This window comes from Rhizobium sullae, assembly GCF_025200715.1.
GTDB classification, from domain to species: Bacteria; Pseudomonadota; Alphaproteobacteria; order Rhizobiales; family Rhizobiaceae; genus Rhizobium; species Rhizobium sullae.
Window position 1 is genome coordinate 1,441,393 of the sequence record NZ_CP104144.1, and the last position, 20,130, is coordinate 1,461,522.

Genomic DNA, 20,130 nt, shown 5'->3' on the forward strand with positions numbered 1-20,130 from the left:
CTACTTGTCCACCTCCGCCATCACGGGATCGAGGCTGCCGAGCACGGCGATCATGTCGGCCAGGTAGCGCGCGTTGGTGACCCCGAAGAGCGCCTGAAGGTTGACGAACGACGGTGCCCGCACCTTCATGCGGAACGGCTTTGGCGACCCGTCGCTGATGATGTAGAAGCCGAGCTCGCCCTTTGGCGCCTCGATCGCCGAATAGACCTCGCCCTTCGGCACCTTGAAGCCGTAAGCAGACAGGTCGAAATGCTGGATCAGCGTCTCCATCGAGCAGTGCACCCGAGCCTTGTCCAGCGGGAAGGCGATCGTCGGCATGTCGACCTGGAACGGCCCCTCGGGCATCTGGTCGAGACATTGCTCGATGATCCGCATGCTCTCGCGCATTTCCTCGACCCGGCACTGCCAGCGCGCGTAACAGTCGCCCTCGTTGCGGGTAATGATGTTGAAATCGAGCCGATCGTAAATCTCGTAGGGCTCGTCGCGGCGGATGTCCCAATCGACGCCAGAGGCGCGCAGGTTCGGGCCGCTCAGGCCGAGATCGACAGCGTCCTCGCCGGTAATCACGCCGATCCCCTGAGTGCGATTGAGGAACACCCGGTTGTTCTCGAGCAGCCGTTCATAGTCGCGGATACGGTTCGGGAAGATGTCGCAGAACTCGCGGATCTTGGGAAGGAAGCCGTCAGGCAGGTCCTCGCGCACCCCGCCAACCCTGCAAAATGATGTGTGCATACGCGCACCGGTGACCATTTCCATAAGATCCATGATCATTTCGCGCTCGCGCATGACGTAGAGCAGCGCGGTCATGGCACCGAGGTCCATCGGCAGTGCGCCGGTGATCAGGAGATGGCCGGATATCCGTGCCAGTTCGGCCATCATCACACGGATATACTGCGCCCGGACCGGTGCCTCTATGCCGAGGAGTTTCTCCACCGCCAGCGCAAACGCCAGGTTATTCGAGGGCGGGCAGAGATAGTCGAGCCGGTCCGTCAGCGGGAAGATCTGGGTGTACGTGAAGCTCTCCGCCAGTTTTTCGGTGCCGCGGTGGAGATAGCCGATATGCGGGTCGACGCGTTCGACGTACTCGCCGTCCAGTTCGAGGACGAGCCGAAGAACCCCGTGAGTGCTGGGGTGCTGCGGGCCGAGGTTGAGAAGCACTTCCCGAGTATTGAGTGCTTCGCCTTCCGGCCTGCTGAACTCGGTGACTTCGGTCATTTCAGTTTTCCGGCGTAGAACGGCCTCCCTTAAGGAATATCCCTGGTGGCGAGGTCAGGCTGTGTTGGCGGCGGACCTTCGGCACCGAAAGGGTTCAACTTGTCCTTGTAGCCCCGCAGAGGGAAATCCTTGCGCTGGGGAAAACCCTTGAAGCCTTCCCACATGTAGATCCGGCGCAGATCGGGATGCCCCTCGAACCTGATACCATACATGTCCCAGGCCTCGCGCTCATGCCAGTTGGCGGTGCGCCAGACCCCCGTGACCGAGGGAAGCTGCGGCGGATCGCCAAGCCGACACTTGATGCGAACCCGCCATTTGTTCGGCAGCGAATAGAGGTGGTACACCGCCTCGTAGCGCGGCATTGCGGGATAGTGATCAACCCCACAGATATCCGAGAGGAAATTGAACTGCAGCGCCGGATGTTCTTTCAAGAACCGGCAGAAGTCGACGATCTTCTCTGGTGGAACGGCAAAGGCGTGAATGCCGTGCGCGGCACCGAGGTCCTCGATTGCTTTCCCGAAGCGCTCCATGATCAAAGCATGATTGAGAAGCGGCCCCACGCTCATGGCATGGCAACCCGATCCAGAGGCGTCCCGGCCAACGCGCGGGACCTCTTGATCTTCTCTTGAAGCAGAAGGAAGCCATGCATCAGCGCTTCGGGCCGCGGCGGACAGCCGGGCACATGCACGTCGACGGGCACGAAGGTTTCCGACCCCTGCACCACGGCATAGGTGTTGTAGACGCCGCCAGAAATAGCGCAGGTACCCATCGCGATCACCCAGCGCGGTTCCGGCATCTGATCATAGAGCCGCCGCACGACGGGCGCGAATTTCCGGGTCACTGTGCCGGCGATGATCATCACATCGGACTGTCGCGGCGAAGGGCGGAACACCACGCCGAACCGGTCGAGGTCGTAGCGTGCGCAACCCGCCGAGATCATCTCGATGGCGCAACAGGCAATGCCGAAGGTCTCAGGCCATAACGCCGAGCTTCGGCTCCAGTTGATGACACTGTCGGCCGTTGTGAACAGCACGCTGTCGCGGATCGTGTTGTTTACGCCTCCCATTCCAGCGCTCCCTTCAGCCACGCGTAGGCGAAGCCCACGAGAAGCAGCAACATGAAGACGAACATCTCGACGTAACCGACAAGCCCGATCTCCTTCAGCACAACGGCCCAGGGAAAGAGGAACATCGCTTCGACATCGAAGACCACCAGCAAGATCGCAAGGATAAAGAACGGCACCCTGAAGCGCCCTGCCGCCGCCTCGCCCGACGGGTCCATGCCGCATTCATAGGGCGCGTTCTTCGCGGGATAGGGATTAGACGGGCGCAGTAGCGAGGAAACAAAAAGCGTCGCCATCGCCACCAGAACAATTCCGGCGATCATGACGAGAACTGGCAGGAATTCCATTGCACTCATGTCGCATTTCCCCGGTCACCCACCGAGGGCCTTGCTCAGGCCGCGACCGGCCTCTTTCGGGCCGGATATGCGGTCGCCCCAGTAAGTGACTTGGGCGCTCCTTTCTTTGGTAGTCAGTCTATTCCGTCGGGGGTGTCATTGCAAATCCAATAGATCAGCCGCCAAACACCGCGCCTTGAGCAAGTCTTAGGAACCATTCCGGAAATATGCCGATTCCGAGCGTGCCGATGGCGGTGAAGGCTAGCGTAGCGCGGACCAAGGGCGTCAGCGCGGGGTCGAACACCCTTTGCGGCTCACGCATGTAGATCACCATGACGATGCGGATGTAAAAATAGGCGGCGACGGCGCTCAGGAGCACTGCGATCACCGCCAGCATGACAAACCCCCGCTCGACGAGTGCGACCAGCACGTAGAACTTGGCGAAGAACCCGGCCGTCGGCGGGATGCCGGCCAACGAGAACAGATAGACAAGCATCAGAAGTGCCAGCCCCGGATGCGACTTGGCGAAACCTGCGTAGTCCTCGATAACTTCGCCCGAGAAATCGCCGTTGCGCATCATGATGACAGTGCCAAAAATGCCGAGATTCATGAAAGAGTAGATCAGCAGGTAGAGCATCACGCTGGCGATCCCGTCCGCGCCGCCGGCCACCACGCCAAAAATGGCGAACCCGGCATGGGCGATGCTGGAATAGGCCAGGAGGCGCTTGAAATTGTCCTGCACGAGCGCCACGAAGCTGCCGAGCGCCATCGTCACCACCGCAATGACCGCGACGATGATCCAAATGTCGGAGGCTGCGACCAGAGGGTTGAGGAACACCCTGAGGATTACCGCGAACCCCGCCGCCTTGGGGGCCACCGACATAAAGGCGGTGATCGTCGTCGGCGCCCCTTCATAGACGTCCGGCACCCACATGTGGAACGGCACCGCACCGACCTTGAAGACCAGCCCTGCGACGATGAAGACGACCGCCAGCAGCAATCCGGGATCGAGCGGATCCCCGGTCACAGCAGCCGCCATGCCGTCCAGTCGCGTCGTGCCGGTGAGCCCGTAGATCAGCGAAACGCCGTAGAGGAAAATCGCGGTCGAAACCGCGCCAAGGATCACATATTTCAGTGCCGCTTCGTTCGACCGCCGCTCTTGCCGTAGAAAGCCGGTCAGCACATAGGTGCAGAGCACCATCAGTTCGAGGCCCACGTAGATCGACAAGAGATCGATCGCCGACGCCATGATCATCATTCCCGAAAGTGCAAAGAGCAGCAGGACATAGTATTCGCTGCTCCCGATCCCTTCGATATCGGCATACTTCCGCGAAAGGAGGAATGTCAGAACGGTGGCTAAGTAGAACACGAACTTGAAGAACACCGCGAAGCGGTCGGCGATGAACATGCCCGTGTAGGCTGGGCGCACCTCGCTCGCCAGCATGAATGTCGCCAAGGCGGCAATCAGCACGATAGCGACGGAAGCCCCGACAAGGAGATGTTCCTGCCCCTTCCGCACAAATTGTCCCAGGATCAATAGGATGCAGGCCCCGGTGACCACAATGATCTCGGGCAGGCTCGCCAGGACGGACTGGAAAAGCGCGGCGGCGGTCATTGGCCGCTCCCCTTGCCGTGCACGTGCACCAGCAGATGCTTCACCGAGACGTCGATGATGTCGAGAAAGGGTTTCGGATAGAGCCCGACCCAAAGTACGAAGACGGCCAGCGGCAGGATCGCGGCCATCTCGCGGGCGCTTACGTCGCGTATCTTGAACCGGGCGGTGACTTTGGCTGGACCAAGAGCGACTTTCCCGTACATGCCAAGCAGATAGGCAGCACCCAGCAACGCACCCAAAACGGCGGCCGCGCCGGCGGCCAGATTGGCCGCAAAACCGCCTGAGAGCACCAGCAGCTCGCCCACGAACGAATTCGTTCCCGGCAGCGCCATCGACGACAGGGTGAACAGCGCAAGAAATACAGTGTAGACCGGCGCCGCCTTCATCAGCCCGCCATAGTCCGCGATGCTGCGCGTATGTGTCCGCTCGTAAATCAGACCGACGAGCAGGAACAGAGCACCCGTCGTCACGCCATGGTTGAACATCTGCAGGATGCCTCCCTCAAGGCCGCGGAGATTCAGCGCAAAGATGCCCAGCGTCACGAAGCCCATATGGCTGATGCTGGAATAGGCCACCAGCTTCTTCAGGTCGTCCTGCGCCAGCGCAAGCAACCCGCCATAGACGATCGCAAGTGCCGAAAGCGCCAACATCAGCGTCGAATAATACATCGACGCCTCTGGCAGCATCGGCAGCGAAAATCGCAAGAAGCCGTAGGCGCCCATCTTCAGAAGCACTCCGGCAAGGATGATGCTGCCCGCTGTCGGCGCCTGCACATGGGCGTCAGGTAGCCAGGTATGAACGGGAACCATCGGCACCTTGACGGCGAAGGCGATCAGGAAGGCGAAGAACAACCAGGACTGGACCGGGAATGGCAGATCCTGCGCTGTGAGAATGAGGATGTCGAAGGTCTTGCCGCCCTGGAAATAGAGCACGATGACACCGATCAGGAACAGGAGGCTGCCCGCCAGCGTATAGAGGAAGAACTTGACTGCCGCATAGACCCGGCCCTCGCCACCCCAGATGCCGATGATCAGGTACATCGGGATCAGCATCGCCTCCCAGAACACATAGAACAGGAAAAGGTCGAGCGCTGAGAACACCCCGAGCATCAACGCCTGCATAGAGAGCAGACTGACCATGAACGCCTTCACCTTACGGTCGATCGCGACCCACGAAGCGAGCACGCAGATCCAGCCCAACAGCGCGGTCAGGAACACGAAGAGCGCACTTATTCCGTCAACGCCGAGCGCGTAGGTGATCCCGAGCGCCGGTACCCACGGGCGTATCTCGGTGAACTGCATCTCGTGGGTCGCGGTGTCGAAGCCGGTCAGCATCGCGATAGTGAGAGCGAAATCGAGCAAGGTGAAACCGAGCGCCGTCCACCGCACCGCATCGTCACCGCGCATCAACATTAAGACCGCTGCCCCGGCGGCGGGCACGAAAACGATGAGGCTGAGCAGCGGGAATCCCATGGCGCCCCCTACCGCCACACAACTGCGAAGATGACGGTTGCTGCGATCACACCGGCGATCATCGCCAGCGCGTAATGGGTCACGACGCCGGTCTGCAACCGCCGCAGTGCCCCGCCGCCGCGCAGAGCCGAGCGGGCGACGCCGTTCACGACGGCGTCCACGCCATTAAGGTCGAGCCGTAGCCCCGCCCTCGCCGACCCGTACATGAAAGGCAGCGCGGCTGTCTCAGACACCTCGCTCATCGCCTTCTCGTAGCGCGCCAGCGGCCTTTCGGCGATCCACATGAAGTACCGCGCGCCCTTGCGGTAGAACCAGTCGGTGTCCAGGCTGATCGTGTTCTCGGGATCGAGCGCTCGTAGGAAAATGACAAAGCCCAGTGCCGTGAACATCAGCACGCCAAGGCTCTCGGAGACATGGACGCCGGTGTAGGGTTCGAAGTCGACCGTATACGGCAGAAGCGCATAAAGCGGCTGGGGGAATACCCCGATCGCCATACAGAGCACCGCCGCTATGCCCATCGCAACCAGCATGTTGCGTGGCGGCTCCCGCGCCTCCAGTTTCCGGTCGGTGCCGAAGAACATGTAATAAGGGAGCTTGAGCCCGGTGTGCAGGAAGGTCCCCGACGAGGCCATCGTCAGCGCCAGGACCACCAGCGCGCGGTGATCCAGCCCGGCGGCGGCCACCACCATCGATTTGGTGACGAAGCCCGAGAAGAACGGAAATGCCGAGATCGCGAAGGCTCCAACCATGTAAAGCGCCACTGTCAGCGGCATGGTCTTATAGAGCCCGCCGAGCTCTGTGAGCTTGCGGCGCCCGGTGACGTAGATCACCGCCCCCGCACCCATGAACAGAAGCGCCTTGTAGAGGATATGGGCGAACGCATGGCTGGTGGCTCCGTTCACCGCCATTTCGGTCCCGATGCCGACGCCCGCCACCATGTAGCCCACCTGGCTGACGATATGATAGGCAAGTAGCCGGCGGCAGTCGTTTTCCAGCACCGCGTAGACAACGCCGTAGAGCGCCATCGCGGTACCGAGCCAGACGAGAAGCTCGGTGCCCGGAAACGCCCGCGCCAGCACATAGACGGCAGTCTTGGTGGTGAAGGCGCTCATGAATACCGCCCCGGTAACGGTCGCCTCGGGGTAAGCATCGGTCAGCCAGGCGTTGAGTGGCGGCACCGCGGCGTTGAGCATGAACCCCGCAAGGATCAGATAGGCGCCGGCGCCCATGGCCCCGGCCATCGGGCCGAAAAGCAGCGAGCCTGTTGAGAGCCCGTTGAGAATGATGCCGCCCAGCAGGACGACGCCGCCAGAGATATGGACCATGAGATATCGGAACCCGGAGGCGATCGCTTGCCGGCCGCCTTGGGCGAAGACGAGATAGGCAGAGGCAAACGCCATGCCTTCCCAGAACAGGTATAAGGTCAGGTAGTCGCCGGCGAACACCACGCCGAGCGCGCTGCCGACGTAGACGAACGCAGCAACATGCTGGCCAGGGCGAGGCAGATGCAGCGCGTAGATCGTTCCGATCAAAGCCATGATGGTGAAAACAGTGGCGAAGACGATACTCAGCTTGTCGACGTTCGCGATCAGTATGTCCTGCCCGATAAACCGCCCCTCGCCATAACTGCCTGGCTGCATCGTAACCACGGCGAGGATCGCGAGGGCCGGGATCAGCAGCAGATAGGCCTTGCGGATCGATCCTTTGAGGAACGGGATTGGCAGGGCGCCGAAAATGAAGAGCAGAGCCGGATGGATGAAGTCAGTCATAATAATCCTCGCGCCGCATCAGCCCGACCCGATGGCCGAGAAACTTGGAAACGAAGATAAGCAATACGCAGGACACGAAGCCGTAGACGGCGGACCAGCCAGGCAGACGCTCCCACAGGTATTCGGCGTGTTCGCGAAAGACCAGAATGTCGGCGACGACGATCAGAACAAGTGCCAGATAGAACAGTCGGCGGCGCTGCCTTGCATATTCTTCGTCGCCAAAAAAGTCGACCACGCGCTTGATCATCTGATCACTCCGTCCGCAAGGGTAAGAAAATAGTCCGGGAAGATGCCCATCAGCACCGACAGGATGGCAGTCGCAACCAGCGGGATCGCAACCATCGGAATTTCACGAACCGTCGCCGGGCTCTCTTGCGTCTCCGTCCCGAAGAAGGCGATATAGCTGACCGGCAGGAAATAGGCGGCGTTCAGGATCGAGCTCACGAGGAGCACGGTCAAGAACGCGGTCTGCCCAGCCTCCACGGAGCCCAACGTCAAATACCATTTGCTGACGAATCCGGCGGTCGGCGGCACCCCGATCATGCTGAGCGAAGCGATGAAAAACGCCCCCATCGTCCACGGCAGCCTGCGCCCGATACCGGCCATATCGCTGATGTTCCGCTTGCCAGACGCGCAATAGATCGAGCCGGCACAGAAAAAGAGCGTGATCTTGGAGAAAGCGTGCGCCGCGATATGGATGATCCCGCCGACCATCGCGACCGGCGAGAGCAGAACCGCGCCCAGCACAATGTAAGAGAGCTGGCTGACCGTCGAATAGGCGAGTCTGGCCTTCAGGTCGTCCCGCGTCAGGGCGTAGACGGACGCCATCAGGATCGTGAAGGAGACCAGATAGGCCGTGGCGATGCCGAGCCCCAGCCCGCCCACCAGCCCGACGCCGAAGACATGGAACACCACCCTGAGCACGCAGAACACGCCCATCTTGACAACGGCCACCGCATGCAAGAGCGCGCTGACCGGCGTCGGCGCCACCATTGCAGCAGGCAGCCAGGCGTGCATCGGCATCACCGCAGCCTTGGCGAAGCCGAAAAGATAGCAAAAATAGACAACCGTCAGCAGCGCCGTAGGGGCATTGATCCTCGCCAATAGCCCACCTTCCACAAAGTCGAGCGACCCCGCAATGGAATAGGTCAGCGCTAGCGCGGCGAGCAGTATGCTTTTCGACGCGCCCATCAAATAGACGATGTACTTGCGGCTGCCCGTCCATCCCTCTTCGTCCTCGTGGTGATAGACGAGCGGATAGGTAACGAGGCTGAGCACCTCGTAGAAAATCACCAGCGTGAACAGATTGGCTGCGAAGGCGCCCCCGACTGCCGCCGCAAGACTGGTGGCGAAACAGGCGAAGAAGCGGGTCTGCGCATGCTCCTTCAGGTGTCGCATGTAGCCGATGGAATAGATCGCAGCCACAATCCATAGGAGTGACGAGACGGTGGCGAACACCATGCCGAGCGCATCGGCGCGGAACGCGAAGTCGATCCCGGGCAGGATCCCGAACAGGCGCAAATCGACGGTGCCGCCCGCCAGTACCGTGGGCGCCATCGAGGCGACAATCGCGAACAGGGCGATCGCGGCCAACGGCGAGACGAGATCGCGGAGTTTCTCACGGTTGTTCAGAAGGAGAATTGCCAGGGCCGCCAGACCTGGGACGGCGACGGCAAGCAGCGGCCTGATCGATGTCATCGGGTCCAAGCCGCTATCCTTTCATCATGGTCACGTCGTCGACCTTGAGGGTGGATTTGTTCCTCACAAGCGCGACCAGGATGCCGAGAGCAACGGCAACCTCCGCCGCAGTGATTGCGATGACGAAGATGGCGAAGATCTGTCCGCGGAAGTCGTCGTGGATGCGCCCGAAAGCGATGAAATTGATGTTGACCGAGTTGAGCAGCAACTCCAGCGACATCAGCACGACCAGAATATTGCGCCTGAGCAGCACGCCCGCCGCTCCGATCACGAACAGAACCACCCCGAGCAAAATATACCACGAGAGCGGAACCATCACTCCCGCTCCTTCCGCGCCAGCACGATGGCACCGACCAGCGCGGCCAGCAGGATGACGGAGGCAGCCTCAAACGGCAGGAGATAGTCGGCGAAAAGTGTCGTGGCGAGCTGCCTGATATCACCACCGCCGCCGATCGGGACGGGCTCCGAGCCCGAAAAGCGGTCGCTCCAGAACACGAGCACAGACATCTCGACGCCAAGCAAGACGAGCAGCACCAGGGCCGGCAGGTTCCCGCCCGGCAAGAAGCGCTGCAACACCGCTTCGCGCACATCGATCATCATGATCACGAACAGAAACAGGACCATGATCGCGCCGACGTAGACAAATATCTGTATAACCGCCAGAAAAGGCGCCTCGAGCAAGATGAAAATTGCGGAAATCTGCAAGAAACAGGCCATCAGCGCCAATGCGCTGTGAACCGGGTTCCGCGCCAAAACCACCGTCAGGGCCGTGATCACGGACACCGTAGCGAACAGAAGAAAGAATCCCTGATCCATCGACGCGACCCTCCCACGCGAGCTGTCACTCGGCGCGAGACGGCCGGATTGTGATCGCTTCGTACTTCAGGTGCATTCGCAAAATTGTGCCCTAGTATCGGATTTTTCACAAGATTATTGTCACTGGCCGAGCAAAGCCGAGCTAGACCGCATGTTCCAAAGCAATTCACATAGTGTCGGGGCGTGAGAGAGCGACCTTGATCGCGTCGTGACCATCGGGAGGACCGTTGGTAGCGGCGGCTGGAACCCGTGAGTATCGAGCCTTAGTTGGCCGGCTCGACCGAGAAACGCCCTGAACGACGCATCGCGGCGGATTTGCAGTCTTTGAGGGATAGAGGCCGAATACAAAATATCGCCGCAGCGATCATCTAGTTTGGTCATGTTGCCGGCGCGCCTCCTCGATCACGTTCCGATTTGAATCCGCCCAGGTCACCAAGGCCATGACTGGGGCGAGAAGCGACCTGCCGACTTCAGTCAGCTCGTAATCCACGCGCGGTGGGATCGTCGGAAAGTGGGTGCGACTGATCAAACCGTCGCGTTCCAATTGACGAAGCGTAATCGTGAGCATCCTCTGCGAGATGCCGTCGATCTGCCGTCGCAATGCATTGAAGCGGACCGGCCCATCCTTCAGGGCCACGAAGATGTAAAGACTCCACTTATCGGCAATGCGATCGAGGATCTCCCGAACGGGACGGCAGTCGGCGTCTTCGCTTGGGGTAGGAAACTCTATGTCACTGAGTGTCATGAATGTGCCTTCTTGCGAACAGTGAAATAGTCACCTTAATAGTGTTGGTCACAGTTTGATACTACCCCCAAGGAGCCACCAATGACCAACATCCTCCTCGTTACCTCTAGCCCACGCGGTCCTCAGAGCCTTTCCACCCGATTTGCCCGTGACATCGCTGAAAGCCTCAACGCCCGTACCGGCGGCACAATTGTCGAACGTGATCTTGGGGCGGCACCAATGCCGCATATCACAGCGGCCTATATCGACGGCCGCATTGCGCCGCCCGAGACACGTACACCCGAACAGATCGAAGCCGTCAATCTCGCTCAAAGCCTCGTTGACGAGGTCCAGGCTGCCGACGTGATCGTCATTGGCTCGGGCATGATCAACTTCGGCCCGCCGACGCAGCTCAAGGCTTGGTTTGACTACATCACTTGGCCTGGCGTCACCTTTCGCTACGACGCAACCGGTGTGATGGGATTGTTGCCCGCCAAGAGAGTCTATCTCGTGACGGCAACTGGCGGCGTCTTTTCGGAAGGCAAGAATGCCCCGTTAGACTTCCAAACCACCTATCTCGCGCATCTTCTCGGTTTTATCGGACTGACGGATATCGAAGTGGTCCGCGTGGAAGGGACACTCGTAAGCCCGGACGCAGCCAAGGCTGCGATCGCCTCCACCGAAGCACAGATCCGGGCTGCACTAGAGCGTGCCGCCTGACCCGCAAACCCATCAGCCAGCTACCGAAGAAATCGGCGAATGGTGTGATGCGAGCGGGTATGGCAATGGCAAGGATGGCAGGGCTGCCTTGCAGCTGCTGCCCTCCCCGGCTCATGGTGTGCAGCGGCCGGCCAAGCAGCAAGCGATTGGGCATTCAGATATCGAAATTGGTCGGCAGCACGACGACATCCCGAATTGTGACATTTCTCGGCCTTGTCAGCATGAAGATGATGGCATCGGCCACCTCGGACGGCTCGATGAGGCTTCCGGATTCCTTGGCCTTTTGCAGATTTTCTTCGGGCCAGTCGGCAAGGAGCGCGCTGATTACCGGCCCGGGCGAAACCGAGCCCACCCGGATGCCTTTCTTGTTGACCTGGCGCCGCACGGTCTGGACGAAGCAGGTCATGGCCCACTTGGAAGCCGAATAGACGGGCTCCCAAGGGACGGGATAATGCCCCGCGACTGAACTCGTAATGATAATGTCGCCCGAGCCGCGCGCGATCATGTGCGGCAGAACGTCATGGACATTCTTCATGACCGCGTTGACGTTGAGGTTGAGCATCCGGTCAATAATGGCCGTGTCGGCCTCAATCAGATCGCCCCCGATATAGGTGCCCGCATTGGCATGGAAAATATCGAGTTGGCCGGTCAACTTCTCGATAGACGGCATGAGGGTTGCGCAACTGGCGGGATCGAGAAGATCGATTACCAGGGGGATCGCGACATCGCCGAGCTCCGCGCAAACCGCGTCCAGCGCTTTCTGGTCGCGATCGACGAGTACCACGCGCGCGCCTTGCGCAATCATCGCCCTCGTGCTCGCCAGTCCAATGCCGGAGGCCGCACCCGTAATCGCTGCCACCATGCCTTCCAATTGCTTGACCATGCTCGTCTCCTTCTGCCTCAGATCAAATATCGAAAATCCCGCCGTCGATCCGCCGTCAACGGCTGCCCCACTGGCGTGCCAGGTCGAGGCATTGTTTCCACCCGACGACACCGTCGGTCGTGCCCGCGCTCCGCAGCGAGCAGGCGGCCGCGGCGTGACCGAGCCAAAGGCAGTCCTTGATCGCCCAGTGCTCATGCAGGCCGTACATAAAGCCAGCCGCGAAGGCATCACCCGCACCGTTCGGTCCGACAATCACAGTCTGCGGCACCTTCACCGACGCCACGAAAATCTTCTCTCCAGGCCGCGTGACGGTGATCGCGCCTTCGGGAAAGTGGACTGTGACAAGCCGCATCGCGCCCTTTTGGAGAATGGCGGCCGAGGCCGCCGCGCAGGCATCGATATCCGTCCTGCCCGCCCGCGTAGTCTCCGTCTCCGCCAGCGCGCCGATCTCGCTGTCGTTGACGATGAGCGTATCGAGATGTGGTAGGCAGGGCAGGATCAGGCCACGCAGGCATTCCGGCGTGACCGTGCAGAGTTCGAGATTGGTTTCGAGACGAGCGGCGCGAGCGGCTTTGAGCACCGTCACCCATCCGTTGCAGTTATCGCCCCAGGGTGCATCCATCGTGGGATGGATGCCGGGAAGCCCAAGATGCAAGAAGCGCGCGGAGGTCCCGGAGAAATCAAAATGGTCCGGCGAAAGCAGCGCCGAAACTCCGAGGTCGGAAATATGTGTTCGCAGTCCACTTGCCTGCGAGATGAAGGCCTCGGTCGTATGGGTGGGCGCTTCGTCGCTGACGTGCATTTGCCGATGGCCGAGACCCGCCCGTTCGGCTTCAGTGATGAGCTTTCGCCCGGCCTCGTCGTTGCCGACCAGTCCGATGGTTTCGACGGGGATCGACGGGTCGAGCCTCTTGATGTCGATGGCGAGATTGCAGGCAGGGCCGCCGCCGCGTTCCTCAAGCCCCCAGGCGATACCGACGCTGTCTTCCCGCGGCCACGCGTCGATTCTGCGGTTTCGGTCCAGGCACCAGGTACCACCGGCGATGAAGCCGCGCCTGCTCGTTCCAGCCATGGTCTCCTCCCCTGCCGGGCTCAATTCATCAGGACCTTCTCTGTGATAGCCATGTCGTCGGAGAGGCTCCGCATCGGCTTCTGCCCGCCCGCCTGCAGAGCGCCGTGATAAGCCCTGACCGCCTCTTCCGGCCCGAGATCACCATCTGCTACGGCGCGCATGAATTTCACCATGGCGAGCGGGTCCTCGGCGAGATTGATCTTGCGGCCGAAGAGCGCTACGCGGGCGCCGTATTTCTCCGCCTGATGGATGAGTTCGAACGTGTCGCGCGCGGTCCCTGCACCGCCACCCAGCACGCCGACGACCAGGCTCGGGTCGTAGGAGGTGAGTTCCTCCAGCGCCTTCGGCCCATTGAACGGGATCTTCAGGAACTGCGGCCGCCGGGCACCCGTCAGCCCGGCGAGCGCCCGGCATATGCAATCATTCACGAAATGCGGCTGGAGGTCGGGCGCAATCCCGGTATCGACGTTCGGGTTGAAGACTTCGAGGAAATAATTGAAGCCGTTGTCGTCGGCATCCTCTACGAAATCCAGGAAGGCGAGCAGCGAATTGTAATCCGCATCTAGATCGTTGTTGAAGGTGATCGAATAAAGGCCGAGATCGGTATGGCGCCGGTTGACCGACAGCGAAGCGGTGCGATAGGGCCGAGACGGCTGGCTGGCATAGGCCGCGCCGCGCCCTACCCAGATATCCGTCGCATCATTGGCGCGAATGGCCGGTTTGACACTGCTGCCGGCATAAGCGCCGCTCTCCGTCAGCAGTTCGAGATTGGAGGCGGAGGTCAGCATGATATCAACGATGTCCTGGGTGATCACGGCCTTGATCTGGCCGAGGAACTCCGCCCGCGTCCGGTAGCGCGTGTAAGAGCAGTCCTTTTCGAGCTTGGGGCCGCAGGATGGAATGCTGGGACCCATATCGCCATCCTTGGCGTCCGCGATGATGAAATCCGTTCGCTTGTAGTTGCCGGCCCTGATCCTGGCGATTTTTGCGTCAAAGCGTGTCATGCGCTGATCCTTGAGAAAATCTGGGGCCGCCAGTCCGGCGGCGGGAAGGTTTACAAATTGAGGCATCCGCCTCGGACAATCGTCATGCGATCATGTAACCGCCATCCACGGGCATCGACAGGCCGTTGACCATGGCTGCCTCGTCGGAGAGCAGGAAAAGAATGACCTCGGCGATGTCGCCGGGATCGGCGAAACGGCCGACCGGAATGCGGTTGAGCATGCCGGCTGCCTTTTCCGGATCGCTCCAGGCCTTGATGGCCATAGGCGTGAGTGTCACGGTGGGATGCACGCCGTTGACGCGTATGCCCATCGGCGCAAGCTCCTTGGCCATCACCCGGGTCAGCCCGTCGAGACCGGACTTGGAAGCGCAATAGGCCGCGTGATCGGGAATACCCACAAAGGCGGCGACGCTCGATACATTGACGATTGCGCCTTTCCGGCCGTTCTTCACCATGTCACGGGCATATTCCTGCGAAACGATCATCGGTGCCCTCGCATTGACGGCATAGAGCAGGTCGAAGTTCTCGACCTTGAGATCGAGGAAAGGTTCAAGCTCGGTCGTGCCGGCACAGTTGATCAGAAAATCGGCTGGCAGCGCCTGAAGGGCTGCGGCGCGCGTTGCGTCCGGATCGGCAAGATCGACCGCAATCGCGATGCATCCGATTTCACTCTTCAGTTCCTCAAGATCGGCCACCGAGCGCGACAGCGCGGTCACCTTGGCCCCACGCTTAGCCAGCATGACGGCGGTCGCACGCCCGATGCCCTTGCCGGCGCCGGTCACCACCACACGCCTGTTTGAAAAGTCCATTTCCAATACCTCCTACCAGCAAGTGAAGCCGCCATCAGCCTTGACGGTCGCGCCGGTGATCAGGCTCGATGCGTCGCAGGCGAGAAAATGCACGACCGACGCAATCTCATGGGGCTGGCCCATCCGGCCCATCGGCGTGTCGCGCAGCCAGATGTCCATCATCGACTTGTCGACCACGGATTTCGTCATTTCGGTTTCGATATAGGTTGGTGCCACGGCATTGACGCGAACGCCGCGGTCCGCCCATTCCACGGCGAGTGACGCGGTCAGGTGGTGGACGGCCGCCTTGGAGGCGTTGTAATAGGTCTGGAGTTGCGGCCGGTTCGCGATATAGCCTGACATCGATCCGATATTGACGATCGCGCCATGGCCGGCCTTGAGCATATAGCGGCCGAAGGTGCGATTGCACCAGAAGACGCCGTTGTAGTTCACATCGTTGACATTGAGCCAGAGTTCGTCCGGCGTATCCTCTGCCGCCGTGCCGGTGCGGGCAATGCCTGCATTGGCGACCAGCGCGTCGATGCGACCATGTTTTGCGAAGATATCTGCCGCGGCTTTGTCGACGGCCGCCGAATCCGTGACATCGAGGACCAGCGCATCGGCTTCGATACCCTTGCCGGCCAAGGCCTGCCTGCCGGATTCGGCGACCGCTTCGTCGCGATCGATGATGACGACACGGGCGCCCGCCTCGGCAAGCGCTTCGGCGCAGGCAAGGCCGATACCGCGCCCGCCGCCGGTCACCACCGCGGTTTGGCCATCCATCCGGAACTTCTCAAAGAACATGTCTTGCTTCCCTGGCTATGCGGAATTAGAGGCGCCGGCCGCTCTTGGCATCGAAGAGATGCACGCGGGCCGGATCGATCCGGAGGGAGATTGCCTCGCCCGGCAGCGCGACGATGCGGTCGCGAACCGCCGCCATGATGGCATCGCCGCCCAGATGTGCAAAGATCTGCGTTTCCGAGCCGGTGGGTTCGAGAACCGAGATCGTCGACGGCATCCCGTCGGGCCGCACGTCGATATGTTCCGGTCGGATGCCGTAGAGGACAGGTTCGCCGTGGCTCGGCGTACCCTCCGGCACCGGCAGCACGGTGCCCTTGTCGCTGACGAAGGCCAGCCGGCCGCTTTCCATCGACAATCTGCCGGGAACGAAATTCATCGACGGCGAACCGATGAAACCTGCCACGAAGACATTGGCCGGACGGTCGTAGAGATCAAGCGGCGCGCCGATCTGCTCCACCCGCCCTTCGCGCATCACGACGATCTTGTCGGCCATGGTCATGGCCTCGATCTGGTCGTGCGTCACGTAGATGGTGGTCGTCTTCAGGCGCTGATGCAGTTCCTTGATCTCGACGCGCATGGTCACGCGCAGCTTGGCGTCGAGATTGGAAAGCGGCTCGTCGAACAGGAAGACCTGCGGATCGCGTACGATGGCGCGTCCCATGGCGACGCGCTGGCGCTGGCCGCCTGAAAGCTGCTTCGGGTAGCGGTCGAGCAGTTTGCCGAGATCGAGGATTTCGGCCGCCCTGCGGACCTTCGTTTCGATCTCGCTTTTCGGCGCGCCCTTGAGCTTGAGGGGAAAGCCCATATTGTCTGCGACCGTCTTGTGCGGATAGAGCGCGTAGTTCTGAAACACCATGGCGATATCACGGCCCTTGGGAAGGACGTCGTTGACCACCCTGCCGCCAATGGCGACCGTGCCGCCGGAGATCGTCTCGAGCCCCGCGATCATCCGCAGAAGCGTGGACTTGCCACATCCGGAAGGCCCGACCAATACGACGAATTCGCCATCGGCGATGTCTATGCCGACGCCGTGGATGACCGGCAGCGCGCCATACTTCTTTGTAACGTCCTTGACGGTGACGGGAGCCATATGAATTCCTCTATTGCGGCAGTGCGATCTGCATCTTGACTTCGCCTTTCGGGGCGGACGCCGCGATCTCGAAAGCACGGACGCTTTCGTCGAAATCGAATGTGCGGGTGATGAGCGGCTTCACGTCGATCGCGCCTGATGACAGCATGGCCACGCAGCGCGGAAAGACATGGGCATAGCGGAAGACATGCTCCACTCGCGCTTCCCGCACCATGGCCTTGCCGACATCGTAGTGGATCGGATGGACCTGCGAACCGATGAAGACGACGCGGCCGCCGGGCGAAAGCGGGTCGAACACGCCCTCGGCGCCCTTGGGATGGCCCGAGCACTCGAACACGATCTCAACGCCCCAGCCGTCGGTGGCGGCAAGGATCTCCTTGGCCAGGTCCTGCCTTGCAACATTGACTGGTGAGATCGGACCGAGCTTGGCGGCAAGCTCCAGCTTGGCGTCGTCGATGTCGCTCACGAAGACCCGTGCGCAGCCGGCCGCGACAGCCGAAAGCGCTGTCACCAGACCGATCGGACCGGCACCGATCACCAACGCTATGTCGCCCGGCTTGACCTGGGCCTTGGTCGCCGCATGCACACCCACCGCCAGCGGCTCGACCATCGCGGCTTCGGCGAACGACACATTGTCGGGCAGCTTGAAGGAGAAATCGGCAGGGTGGACGACCGCGGGCCTGAGCACGCCATGGACGGGCGGCGTCGCCCAGAAGCGGACCGCCGGATCGACATTGTAAAGTCCCATGCGCGTCGCGCGGCTGTTGGGATCGGGGACACCTGGCTCCATGCAGACCCGATCGCCCGCCTTCAGCGAGGTCACCTCGGCACCGGTCTCGATCACGGTGCCGGACGCCTCGTGGCCGAGGATCATCGGCGCTTTCACCTGGAACACGCCGGTGCCACCATGCGCATAGTAATGCACATCGGAACCGCAGATGCCCACCGTGTGGAGCTTGATCCGGACGTCGCGCGGACCCAGCACCTCTTCACGCTCGATCGGGAAATCCCGCAGCGACAGCTTCATCTTCTCTTCCAGTACCAGCGATTTCATTGTCTCTGTCCTATCTTTCAAGAAGCAATCAGCCGCGCCATACGATCAGGACCCCGAGCGCAACGGCCAGAACGTGGCAGACCGTCAGCGGAATCGATTGTTCGAGGAACCGCATCCAGAGGAGTTCGAGCGCGACGAACAGGTAGATGCCGACGAAGACGCGGTCGAACCAGTTGGTGGTGATCGGCAGGAAGCCGGCCGGCTCGGGCTTGCGGCCCGCCACGTCCGGTTCGGCATCTGTCTGCCCTGGGTCGAATGGCTCTTGCATCGCTCTACTCCTTGACCGCGCCGAAGGTGAGACCCGCCACGATATGACGCTGGACCACGGCGAAGATGATGAGCGCGGGAATGAGCGTGATAACCGCGATCGCCGCCATCGCCCCCCATTCGGTTCCTGTCGTCGTCACATATTCCGAAAGGCCCGTCGTGATCGTGCGCGCGTTGAAGCTGGTCAGGGTCGCGGCGAGCAGGAACTCGTTCCAGGCAAACACCCAGGTCAGGATCAGCGTGACGGCAAGGCCGGGTCTGGCAAGCGGGAAGATGACTTCGTAGATGACCTGCCAGGTCGAGGCGCCGTCGACGGTCGCGGCCTCGTCGAGTTCTTTGGGAATTCCGTCGATGGTGGGCCTCAGCGTCCAGATCGCGAAAGGCAGGTTGAACGTGCAATAGAGCAGGATCATGCCAATCTTGGTGTCGTAAAGCTTCCAGTCGCCGAACGTGATGATCTGGGTGAAGAGCAGGAAGAACGGCAAAAGGAACACCGCCGCCGGTGCCATGCGGTTGGTGATGGTCCAGAAGAAGATGTTCTCCTTGCCCGCAAGGTCGAAGCGCGAGAGCGCGTAGCAAGCCATGAAGGCCAGCACCGTGACCAGTACCGCGTTGCCGCTGGATATGATCATCGAATTGAGCATGTAGCCACGCAGCGTCTCATTGCCTAGGACGTTGACGTAATTCTTCCAGTAAATCACGTCGAGAAACAGGCTCGGCGTCGTGAAGAGATCGACCGCCGGCTTCACCGAAATGATGAAGAGCCAATAGATCGGGAAAAGCGTCAGCAGGCTGAGGAGCAGCCAAAGCGCCACGTAGATAAGGGGATTGCGGCCCTGCATCAGAATGTCCTCTTCCGTTCGCGTCGAGCCACGAGGGCGACATAAAGCAGCCAGCACATCACCAGCGTGAGGTAGAGCACGATCACCGAGATCGCAGCGCCATAGCCGTAGTCGGTCTTTGGGAAGACGATCTTCCAGATATGCAGCCCGACATAGCGGGTTGCCGCACCCGGGCCGCCGGAGGTCAGCATCCAGACTTCATCGACGGTACGCAGCGCGTCCATCAGGCGAATGAAGACCGTCGCGAGAATGGCCGGGCGGATCATCGGCAGCGTGACGTGCCAGAAGATCTGGCGGCGGTTGGCGCCATCGATCTGCGCCTGTTCGAACGGCTCTTTCGGCAGGGCAAGCAGCGCGGCAAGCAGTGTCAGCGTCACCAGCGGCGTCCAGTGCCAGATATCCATGATAACGGTCAGCGCAAAAGCGGTGGTGGCATCGCGGCCAATGTTGAGGTCGTAGCCAAACCAGCTTCTCAGGAGATAGGGAATGATGCCGATGCTGGGCGTCGTCATCAGGCGCCAGACCGAGCCGACGACGATGGGCGCGACGATCAGGGGCAGTGTGTGGATCGTTCGGAAAAAGCCACGTCCGGGAAATTCCCTCATGAAAAGCTGCGCGAGCAGATAACCCAGTGCGATCTCGCTCAGTACCGCGAAGAAAGCGAACTTCATCGTGAAGGCAACAGAGGTCAGGAACTCGGCATCGAAGACAAGACGACGGAAGTTGTTGGCGCCGTTGTAGATCATTTCGGAGCTTGCGCCGAACGGGTTCCATTGGTGGAATGCCACGTAGAGCACGTATATGAAGGGTATGATGCCGAAGATGCCGAGGATCGCGATCGTCGGGGCGAGCATCAGCCAGCCGACAGTGTTTGAACGCATGAATTCGTGCTCCCGAAGATAT

General features: G+C 61.0%; 23 protein-coding genes. 1 reads left to right on the forward strand and 22 read right to left on the reverse strand.

Annotated elements, in window-relative coordinates:
- The 12 genes from nuoD to N2599_RS27655 all read right to left on the reverse strand — a co-directional run bounded on the left by nuoD (position 1) and on the right by N2599_RS27655 (position 10,728).
- Positions 1 to 1,215 (reverse strand): NADH dehydrogenase (quinone) subunit D, encoded by a 1,215-nt coding sequence (gene nuoD, locus N2599_RS27600; protein ID WP_027510232.1) that lies wholly within the window; start codon positions 1,213 to 1,215, stop codon positions 1 to 3.
- Positions 1,216 to 1,244: 29 nt separating this feature from the next.
- Entirely contained in the window at positions 1,245 to 1,781 is a 537-nt protein-coding gene (locus N2599_RS27605) for an NADH-quinone oxidoreductase subunit C (RefSeq protein ID WP_027510233.1), read from the reverse strand.
- Complete coding sequence (locus tag N2599_RS27610) at positions 1,778 to 2,281, reverse strand: NuoB/complex I 20 kDa subunit family protein (RefSeq protein WP_027510234.1); 504 nt, start codon at positions 2,279 to 2,281, stop codon at positions 1,778 to 1,780. Before N2599_RS27610 ends, N2599_RS27605 begins: the two co-directional genes overlap by 4 nt.
- Positions 2,269 to 2,634 (reverse strand): NADH-quinone oxidoreductase subunit A, encoded by a 366-nt coding sequence (locus N2599_RS27615; protein ID WP_027510235.1) that lies wholly within the window; start codon positions 2,632 to 2,634, stop codon positions 2,269 to 2,271. Before N2599_RS27615 ends, N2599_RS27610 begins: the two co-directional genes overlap by 13 nt.
- A 154-nt stretch (positions 2,635 to 2,788) precedes the next feature.
- On the reverse strand, positions 2,789 to 4,228 hold the full coding sequence (locus N2599_RS27620) for an NADH-quinone oxidoreductase subunit N (protein ID WP_027510236.1): 1,440 nt from the start codon (positions 4,226 to 4,228) through the stop codon (positions 2,789 to 2,791).
- A complete protein-coding gene (locus N2599_RS27625; RefSeq protein WP_027510237.1) occupies positions 4,225 to 5,700 on the reverse strand; it encodes an NADH-quinone oxidoreductase subunit M in 1,476 nt (491 codons plus the stop codon). Before N2599_RS27625 ends, N2599_RS27620 begins: the two co-directional genes overlap by 4 nt.
- An 8-nt stretch (positions 5,701 to 5,708) precedes the next feature.
- Complete coding sequence (locus N2599_RS27630) at positions 5,709 to 7,469, reverse strand: Na(+)/H(+) antiporter subunit D (RefSeq protein WP_027510238.1); 1,761 nt, start codon at positions 7,467 to 7,469, stop codon at positions 5,709 to 5,711.
- Entirely contained in the window at positions 7,462 to 7,716 is a 255-nt protein-coding gene (locus N2599_RS27635) for a hypothetical protein (RefSeq protein ID WP_027510239.1), read from the reverse strand. The genes N2599_RS27630 and N2599_RS27635 overlap by 8 nt, the downstream gene beginning before the upstream one ends.
- Positions 7,713 to 9,176, reverse strand: a complete 1,464-nt coding sequence (locus tag N2599_RS27640; RefSeq protein WP_027510240.1) for a monovalent cation/H+ antiporter subunit D family protein — start codon at positions 9,174 to 9,176, stop codon at positions 7,713 to 7,715. Before N2599_RS27640 ends, N2599_RS27635 begins: the two co-directional genes overlap by 4 nt.
- 4 nt (positions 9,177 to 9,180) lie before the next feature.
- Entirely contained in the window at positions 9,181 to 9,483 is a 303-nt protein-coding gene (nuoK, locus tag N2599_RS27645; RefSeq protein ID WP_027510241.1) for an NADH-quinone oxidoreductase subunit NuoK, read from the reverse strand.
- The gene (locus N2599_RS27650) at positions 9,483 to 9,983 is read right to left on the reverse strand and encodes an NADH-quinone oxidoreductase subunit J (RefSeq protein WP_027510242.1); all 501 of its coding nucleotides are present in this window, start codon (positions 9,981 to 9,983) and stop codon (positions 9,483 to 9,485) included. The genes nuoK and N2599_RS27650 overlap by 1 nt, the downstream gene beginning before the upstream one ends.
- 364 nt (positions 9,984 to 10,347) lie before the next feature.
- The gene (locus N2599_RS27655) at positions 10,348 to 10,728 is read right to left on the reverse strand and encodes a winged helix-turn-helix transcriptional regulator (protein WP_027510243.1); all 381 of its coding nucleotides are present in this window, start codon (positions 10,726 to 10,728) and stop codon (positions 10,348 to 10,350) included.
- Between the two features lie 81 nt (positions 10,729 to 10,809).
- On the opposite strand from N2599_RS27655, the gene N2599_RS27660 reads away from it, so the two are divergent.
- Positions 10,810 to 11,427 carry an FMN-dependent NADH-azoreductase gene (locus tag N2599_RS27660; protein WP_027510244.1) on the forward strand — a complete coding sequence of 206 codons (618 nt, stop codon included), beginning with the start codon at positions 10,810 to 10,812 and terminating at the stop codon, positions 11,425 to 11,427.
- A 154-nt stretch (positions 11,428 to 11,581) separates the two neighbouring features.
- Here the strand turns inward: N2599_RS27660 and N2599_RS27665 are convergent, their stop codons facing one another.
- The 10 genes from N2599_RS27665 to N2599_RS27710 form a co-directional block, all read right to left on the reverse strand.
- Positions 11,582 to 12,310 carry an SDR family oxidoreductase gene (locus tag N2599_RS27665; protein ID WP_027510245.1) on the reverse strand — a complete coding sequence of 243 codons (729 nt, stop codon included), beginning with the start codon at positions 12,308 to 12,310 and terminating at the stop codon, positions 11,582 to 11,584.
- Positions 12,311 to 12,365: 55 nt separating this feature from the next.
- Positions 12,366 to 13,382: a carbohydrate kinase family protein gene (locus tag N2599_RS27670; RefSeq protein ID WP_027510246.1), complete on the reverse strand. Its 1,017-nt coding sequence runs from the start codon at positions 13,380 to 13,382 to the stop codon at positions 12,366 to 12,368.
- 20 nt (positions 13,383 to 13,402) lie between these two features.
- Entirely contained in the window at positions 13,403 to 14,386 is a 984-nt protein-coding gene (locus N2599_RS27675; RefSeq protein WP_027510247.1) for a beta/alpha barrel domain-containing protein, read from the reverse strand.
- An 82-nt stretch (positions 14,387 to 14,468) separates the two neighbouring features.
- The gene (locus N2599_RS27680) at positions 14,469 to 15,194 is read right to left on the reverse strand and encodes an SDR family oxidoreductase (RefSeq protein ID WP_027510248.1); all 726 of its coding nucleotides are present in this window, start codon (positions 15,192 to 15,194) and stop codon (positions 14,469 to 14,471) included.
- Between the two features lie 12 nt (positions 15,195 to 15,206).
- A complete protein-coding gene (locus N2599_RS27685) occupies positions 15,207 to 15,977 on the reverse strand; it encodes an SDR family NAD(P)-dependent oxidoreductase (RefSeq protein WP_027510249.1) in 771 nt (256 codons plus the stop codon).
- A 25-nt stretch (positions 15,978 to 16,002) separates the two neighbouring features.
- Positions 16,003 to 17,064 (reverse strand): ABC transporter ATP-binding protein, encoded by a 1,062-nt coding sequence (locus N2599_RS27690; protein WP_027510250.1) that lies wholly within the window; start codon positions 17,062 to 17,064, stop codon positions 16,003 to 16,005.
- Between the two features lie 10 nt (positions 17,065 to 17,074).
- Positions 17,075 to 18,118, reverse strand: coding sequence for an NAD(P)-dependent alcohol dehydrogenase (locus N2599_RS27695; RefSeq protein ID WP_027510251.1), 1,044 nt, complete (start codon positions 18,116 to 18,118; stop codon positions 17,075 to 17,077).
- A 28-nt stretch (positions 18,119 to 18,146) separates the two neighbouring features.
- Positions 18,147 to 18,386 (reverse strand): DUF2160 family membrane protein, encoded by a 240-nt coding sequence (locus tag N2599_RS27700; protein ID WP_037142038.1) that lies wholly within the window; start codon positions 18,384 to 18,386, stop codon positions 18,147 to 18,149.
- 4 nt (positions 18,387 to 18,390) lie between these two features.
- The gene (locus tag N2599_RS27705; RefSeq protein WP_027510253.1) at positions 18,391 to 19,227 is read right to left on the reverse strand and encodes a carbohydrate ABC transporter permease; all 837 of its coding nucleotides are present in this window, start codon (positions 19,225 to 19,227) and stop codon (positions 18,391 to 18,393) included.
- On the reverse strand, positions 19,227 to 20,108 hold the full coding sequence (locus N2599_RS27710) for a carbohydrate ABC transporter permease (RefSeq protein ID WP_027510254.1): 882 nt from the start codon (positions 20,106 to 20,108) through the stop codon (positions 19,227 to 19,229). Before N2599_RS27710 ends, N2599_RS27705 begins: the two co-directional genes overlap by 1 nt.
- Between the last annotated feature and the right edge of the window lie 22 nt (positions 20,109 to 20,130).

What these genes read in the sequence shown, in the direction of transcription:
- N2599_RS27665 (WP_027510245.1), bottom strand. Translation starts at nt 12,310, where the DNA reads ATGGTCAAGCAATTGGAAGGCATGGTGGCAGCGATTACGGGTGCGGCC.
- N2599_RS27635 (WP_027510239.1), bottom strand. Translation starts at nt 7,716, where the DNA reads ATGATCAAGCGCGTGGTCGACTTTTTTGGCGACGAAGAATATGCAAGG.
- nuoD (WP_027510232.1), bottom strand. Translation starts at nt 1,215, where the DNA reads ATGACCGAAGTCACCGAGTTCAGCAGGCCGGAAGGCGAAGCACTCAAT.
- N2599_RS27625 (WP_027510237.1), bottom strand. Translation starts at nt 5,700, where the DNA reads ATGGGATTCCCGCTGCTCAGCCTCATCGTTTTCGTGCCCGCCGCCGGG.
- N2599_RS27680 (WP_027510248.1), bottom strand. Translation starts at nt 15,194, where the DNA reads ATGGACTTTTCAAACAGGCGTGTGGTGGTGACCGGCGCCGGCAAGGGC.
- nuoK (WP_027510241.1), bottom strand. Translation starts at nt 9,483, where the DNA reads ATGGTTCCGCTCTCGTGGTATATTTTGCTCGGGGTGGTTCTGTTCGTG.
- N2599_RS27610 (WP_027510234.1), bottom strand. Translation starts at nt 2,281, where the DNA reads ATGGGAGGCGTAAACAACACGATCCGCGACAGCGTGCTGTTCACAACG.
- N2599_RS27685 (WP_027510249.1), bottom strand. Translation starts at nt 15,977, where the DNA reads ATGTTCTTTGAGAAGTTCCGGATGGATGGCCAAACCGCGGTGGTGACC.
- N2599_RS27705 (WP_027510253.1), bottom strand. Translation starts at nt 19,227, where the DNA reads ATGCAGGGCCGCAATCCCCTTATCTACGTGGCGCTTTGGCTGCTCCTC.
- N2599_RS27670 (WP_027510246.1), bottom strand. Translation starts at nt 13,382, where the DNA reads ATGGCTGGAACGAGCAGGCGCGGCTTCATCGCCGGTGGTACCTGGTGC.
- N2599_RS27620 (WP_027510236.1), bottom strand. Translation starts at nt 4,228, where the DNA reads ATGACCGCCGCCGCGCTTTTCCAGTCCGTCCTGGCGAGCCTGCCCGAG.
- N2599_RS27675 (WP_027510247.1), bottom strand. Translation starts at nt 14,386, where the DNA reads ATGACACGCTTTGACGCAAAAATCGCCAGGATCAGGGCCGGCAACTAC.
- N2599_RS27630 (WP_027510238.1), bottom strand. Translation starts at nt 7,469, where the DNA reads ATGACTGACTTCATCCATCCGGCTCTGCTCTTCATTTTCGGCGCCCTG.
- N2599_RS27660 (WP_027510244.1), top strand. Translation starts at nt 10,810, where the DNA reads ATGACCAACATCCTCCTCGTTACCTCTAGCCCACGCGGTCCTCAGAGC.
- N2599_RS27650 (WP_027510242.1), bottom strand. Translation starts at nt 9,983, where the DNA reads ATGGATCAGGGATTCTTTCTTCTGTTCGCTACGGTGTCCGTGATCACG.
- N2599_RS27605 (WP_027510233.1), bottom strand. Translation starts at nt 1,781, where the DNA reads ATGAGCGTGGGGCCGCTTCTCAATCATGCTTTGATCATGGAGCGCTTC.
- N2599_RS27615 (WP_027510235.1), bottom strand. Translation starts at nt 2,634, where the DNA reads ATGAGTGCAATGGAATTCCTGCCAGTTCTCGTCATGATCGCCGGAATT.
- N2599_RS27695 (WP_027510251.1), bottom strand. Translation starts at nt 18,118, where the DNA reads ATGAAATCGCTGGTACTGGAAGAGAAGATGAAGCTGTCGCTGCGGGAT.
- N2599_RS27700 (WP_037142038.1), bottom strand. Translation starts at nt 18,386, where the DNA reads ATGCAAGAGCCATTCGACCCAGGGCAGACAGATGCCGAACCGGACGTG.
- N2599_RS27690 (WP_027510250.1), bottom strand. Translation starts at nt 17,064, where the DNA reads ATGGCTCCCGTCACCGTCAAGGACGTTACAAAGAAGTATGGCGCGCTG.
- N2599_RS27655 (WP_027510243.1), bottom strand. Translation starts at nt 10,728, where the DNA reads ATGACACTCAGTGACATAGAGTTTCCTACCCCAAGCGAAGACGCCGAC.
- N2599_RS27710 (WP_027510254.1), bottom strand. Translation starts at nt 20,108, where the DNA reads ATGCGTTCAAACACTGTCGGCTGGCTGATGCTCGCCCCGACGATCGCG.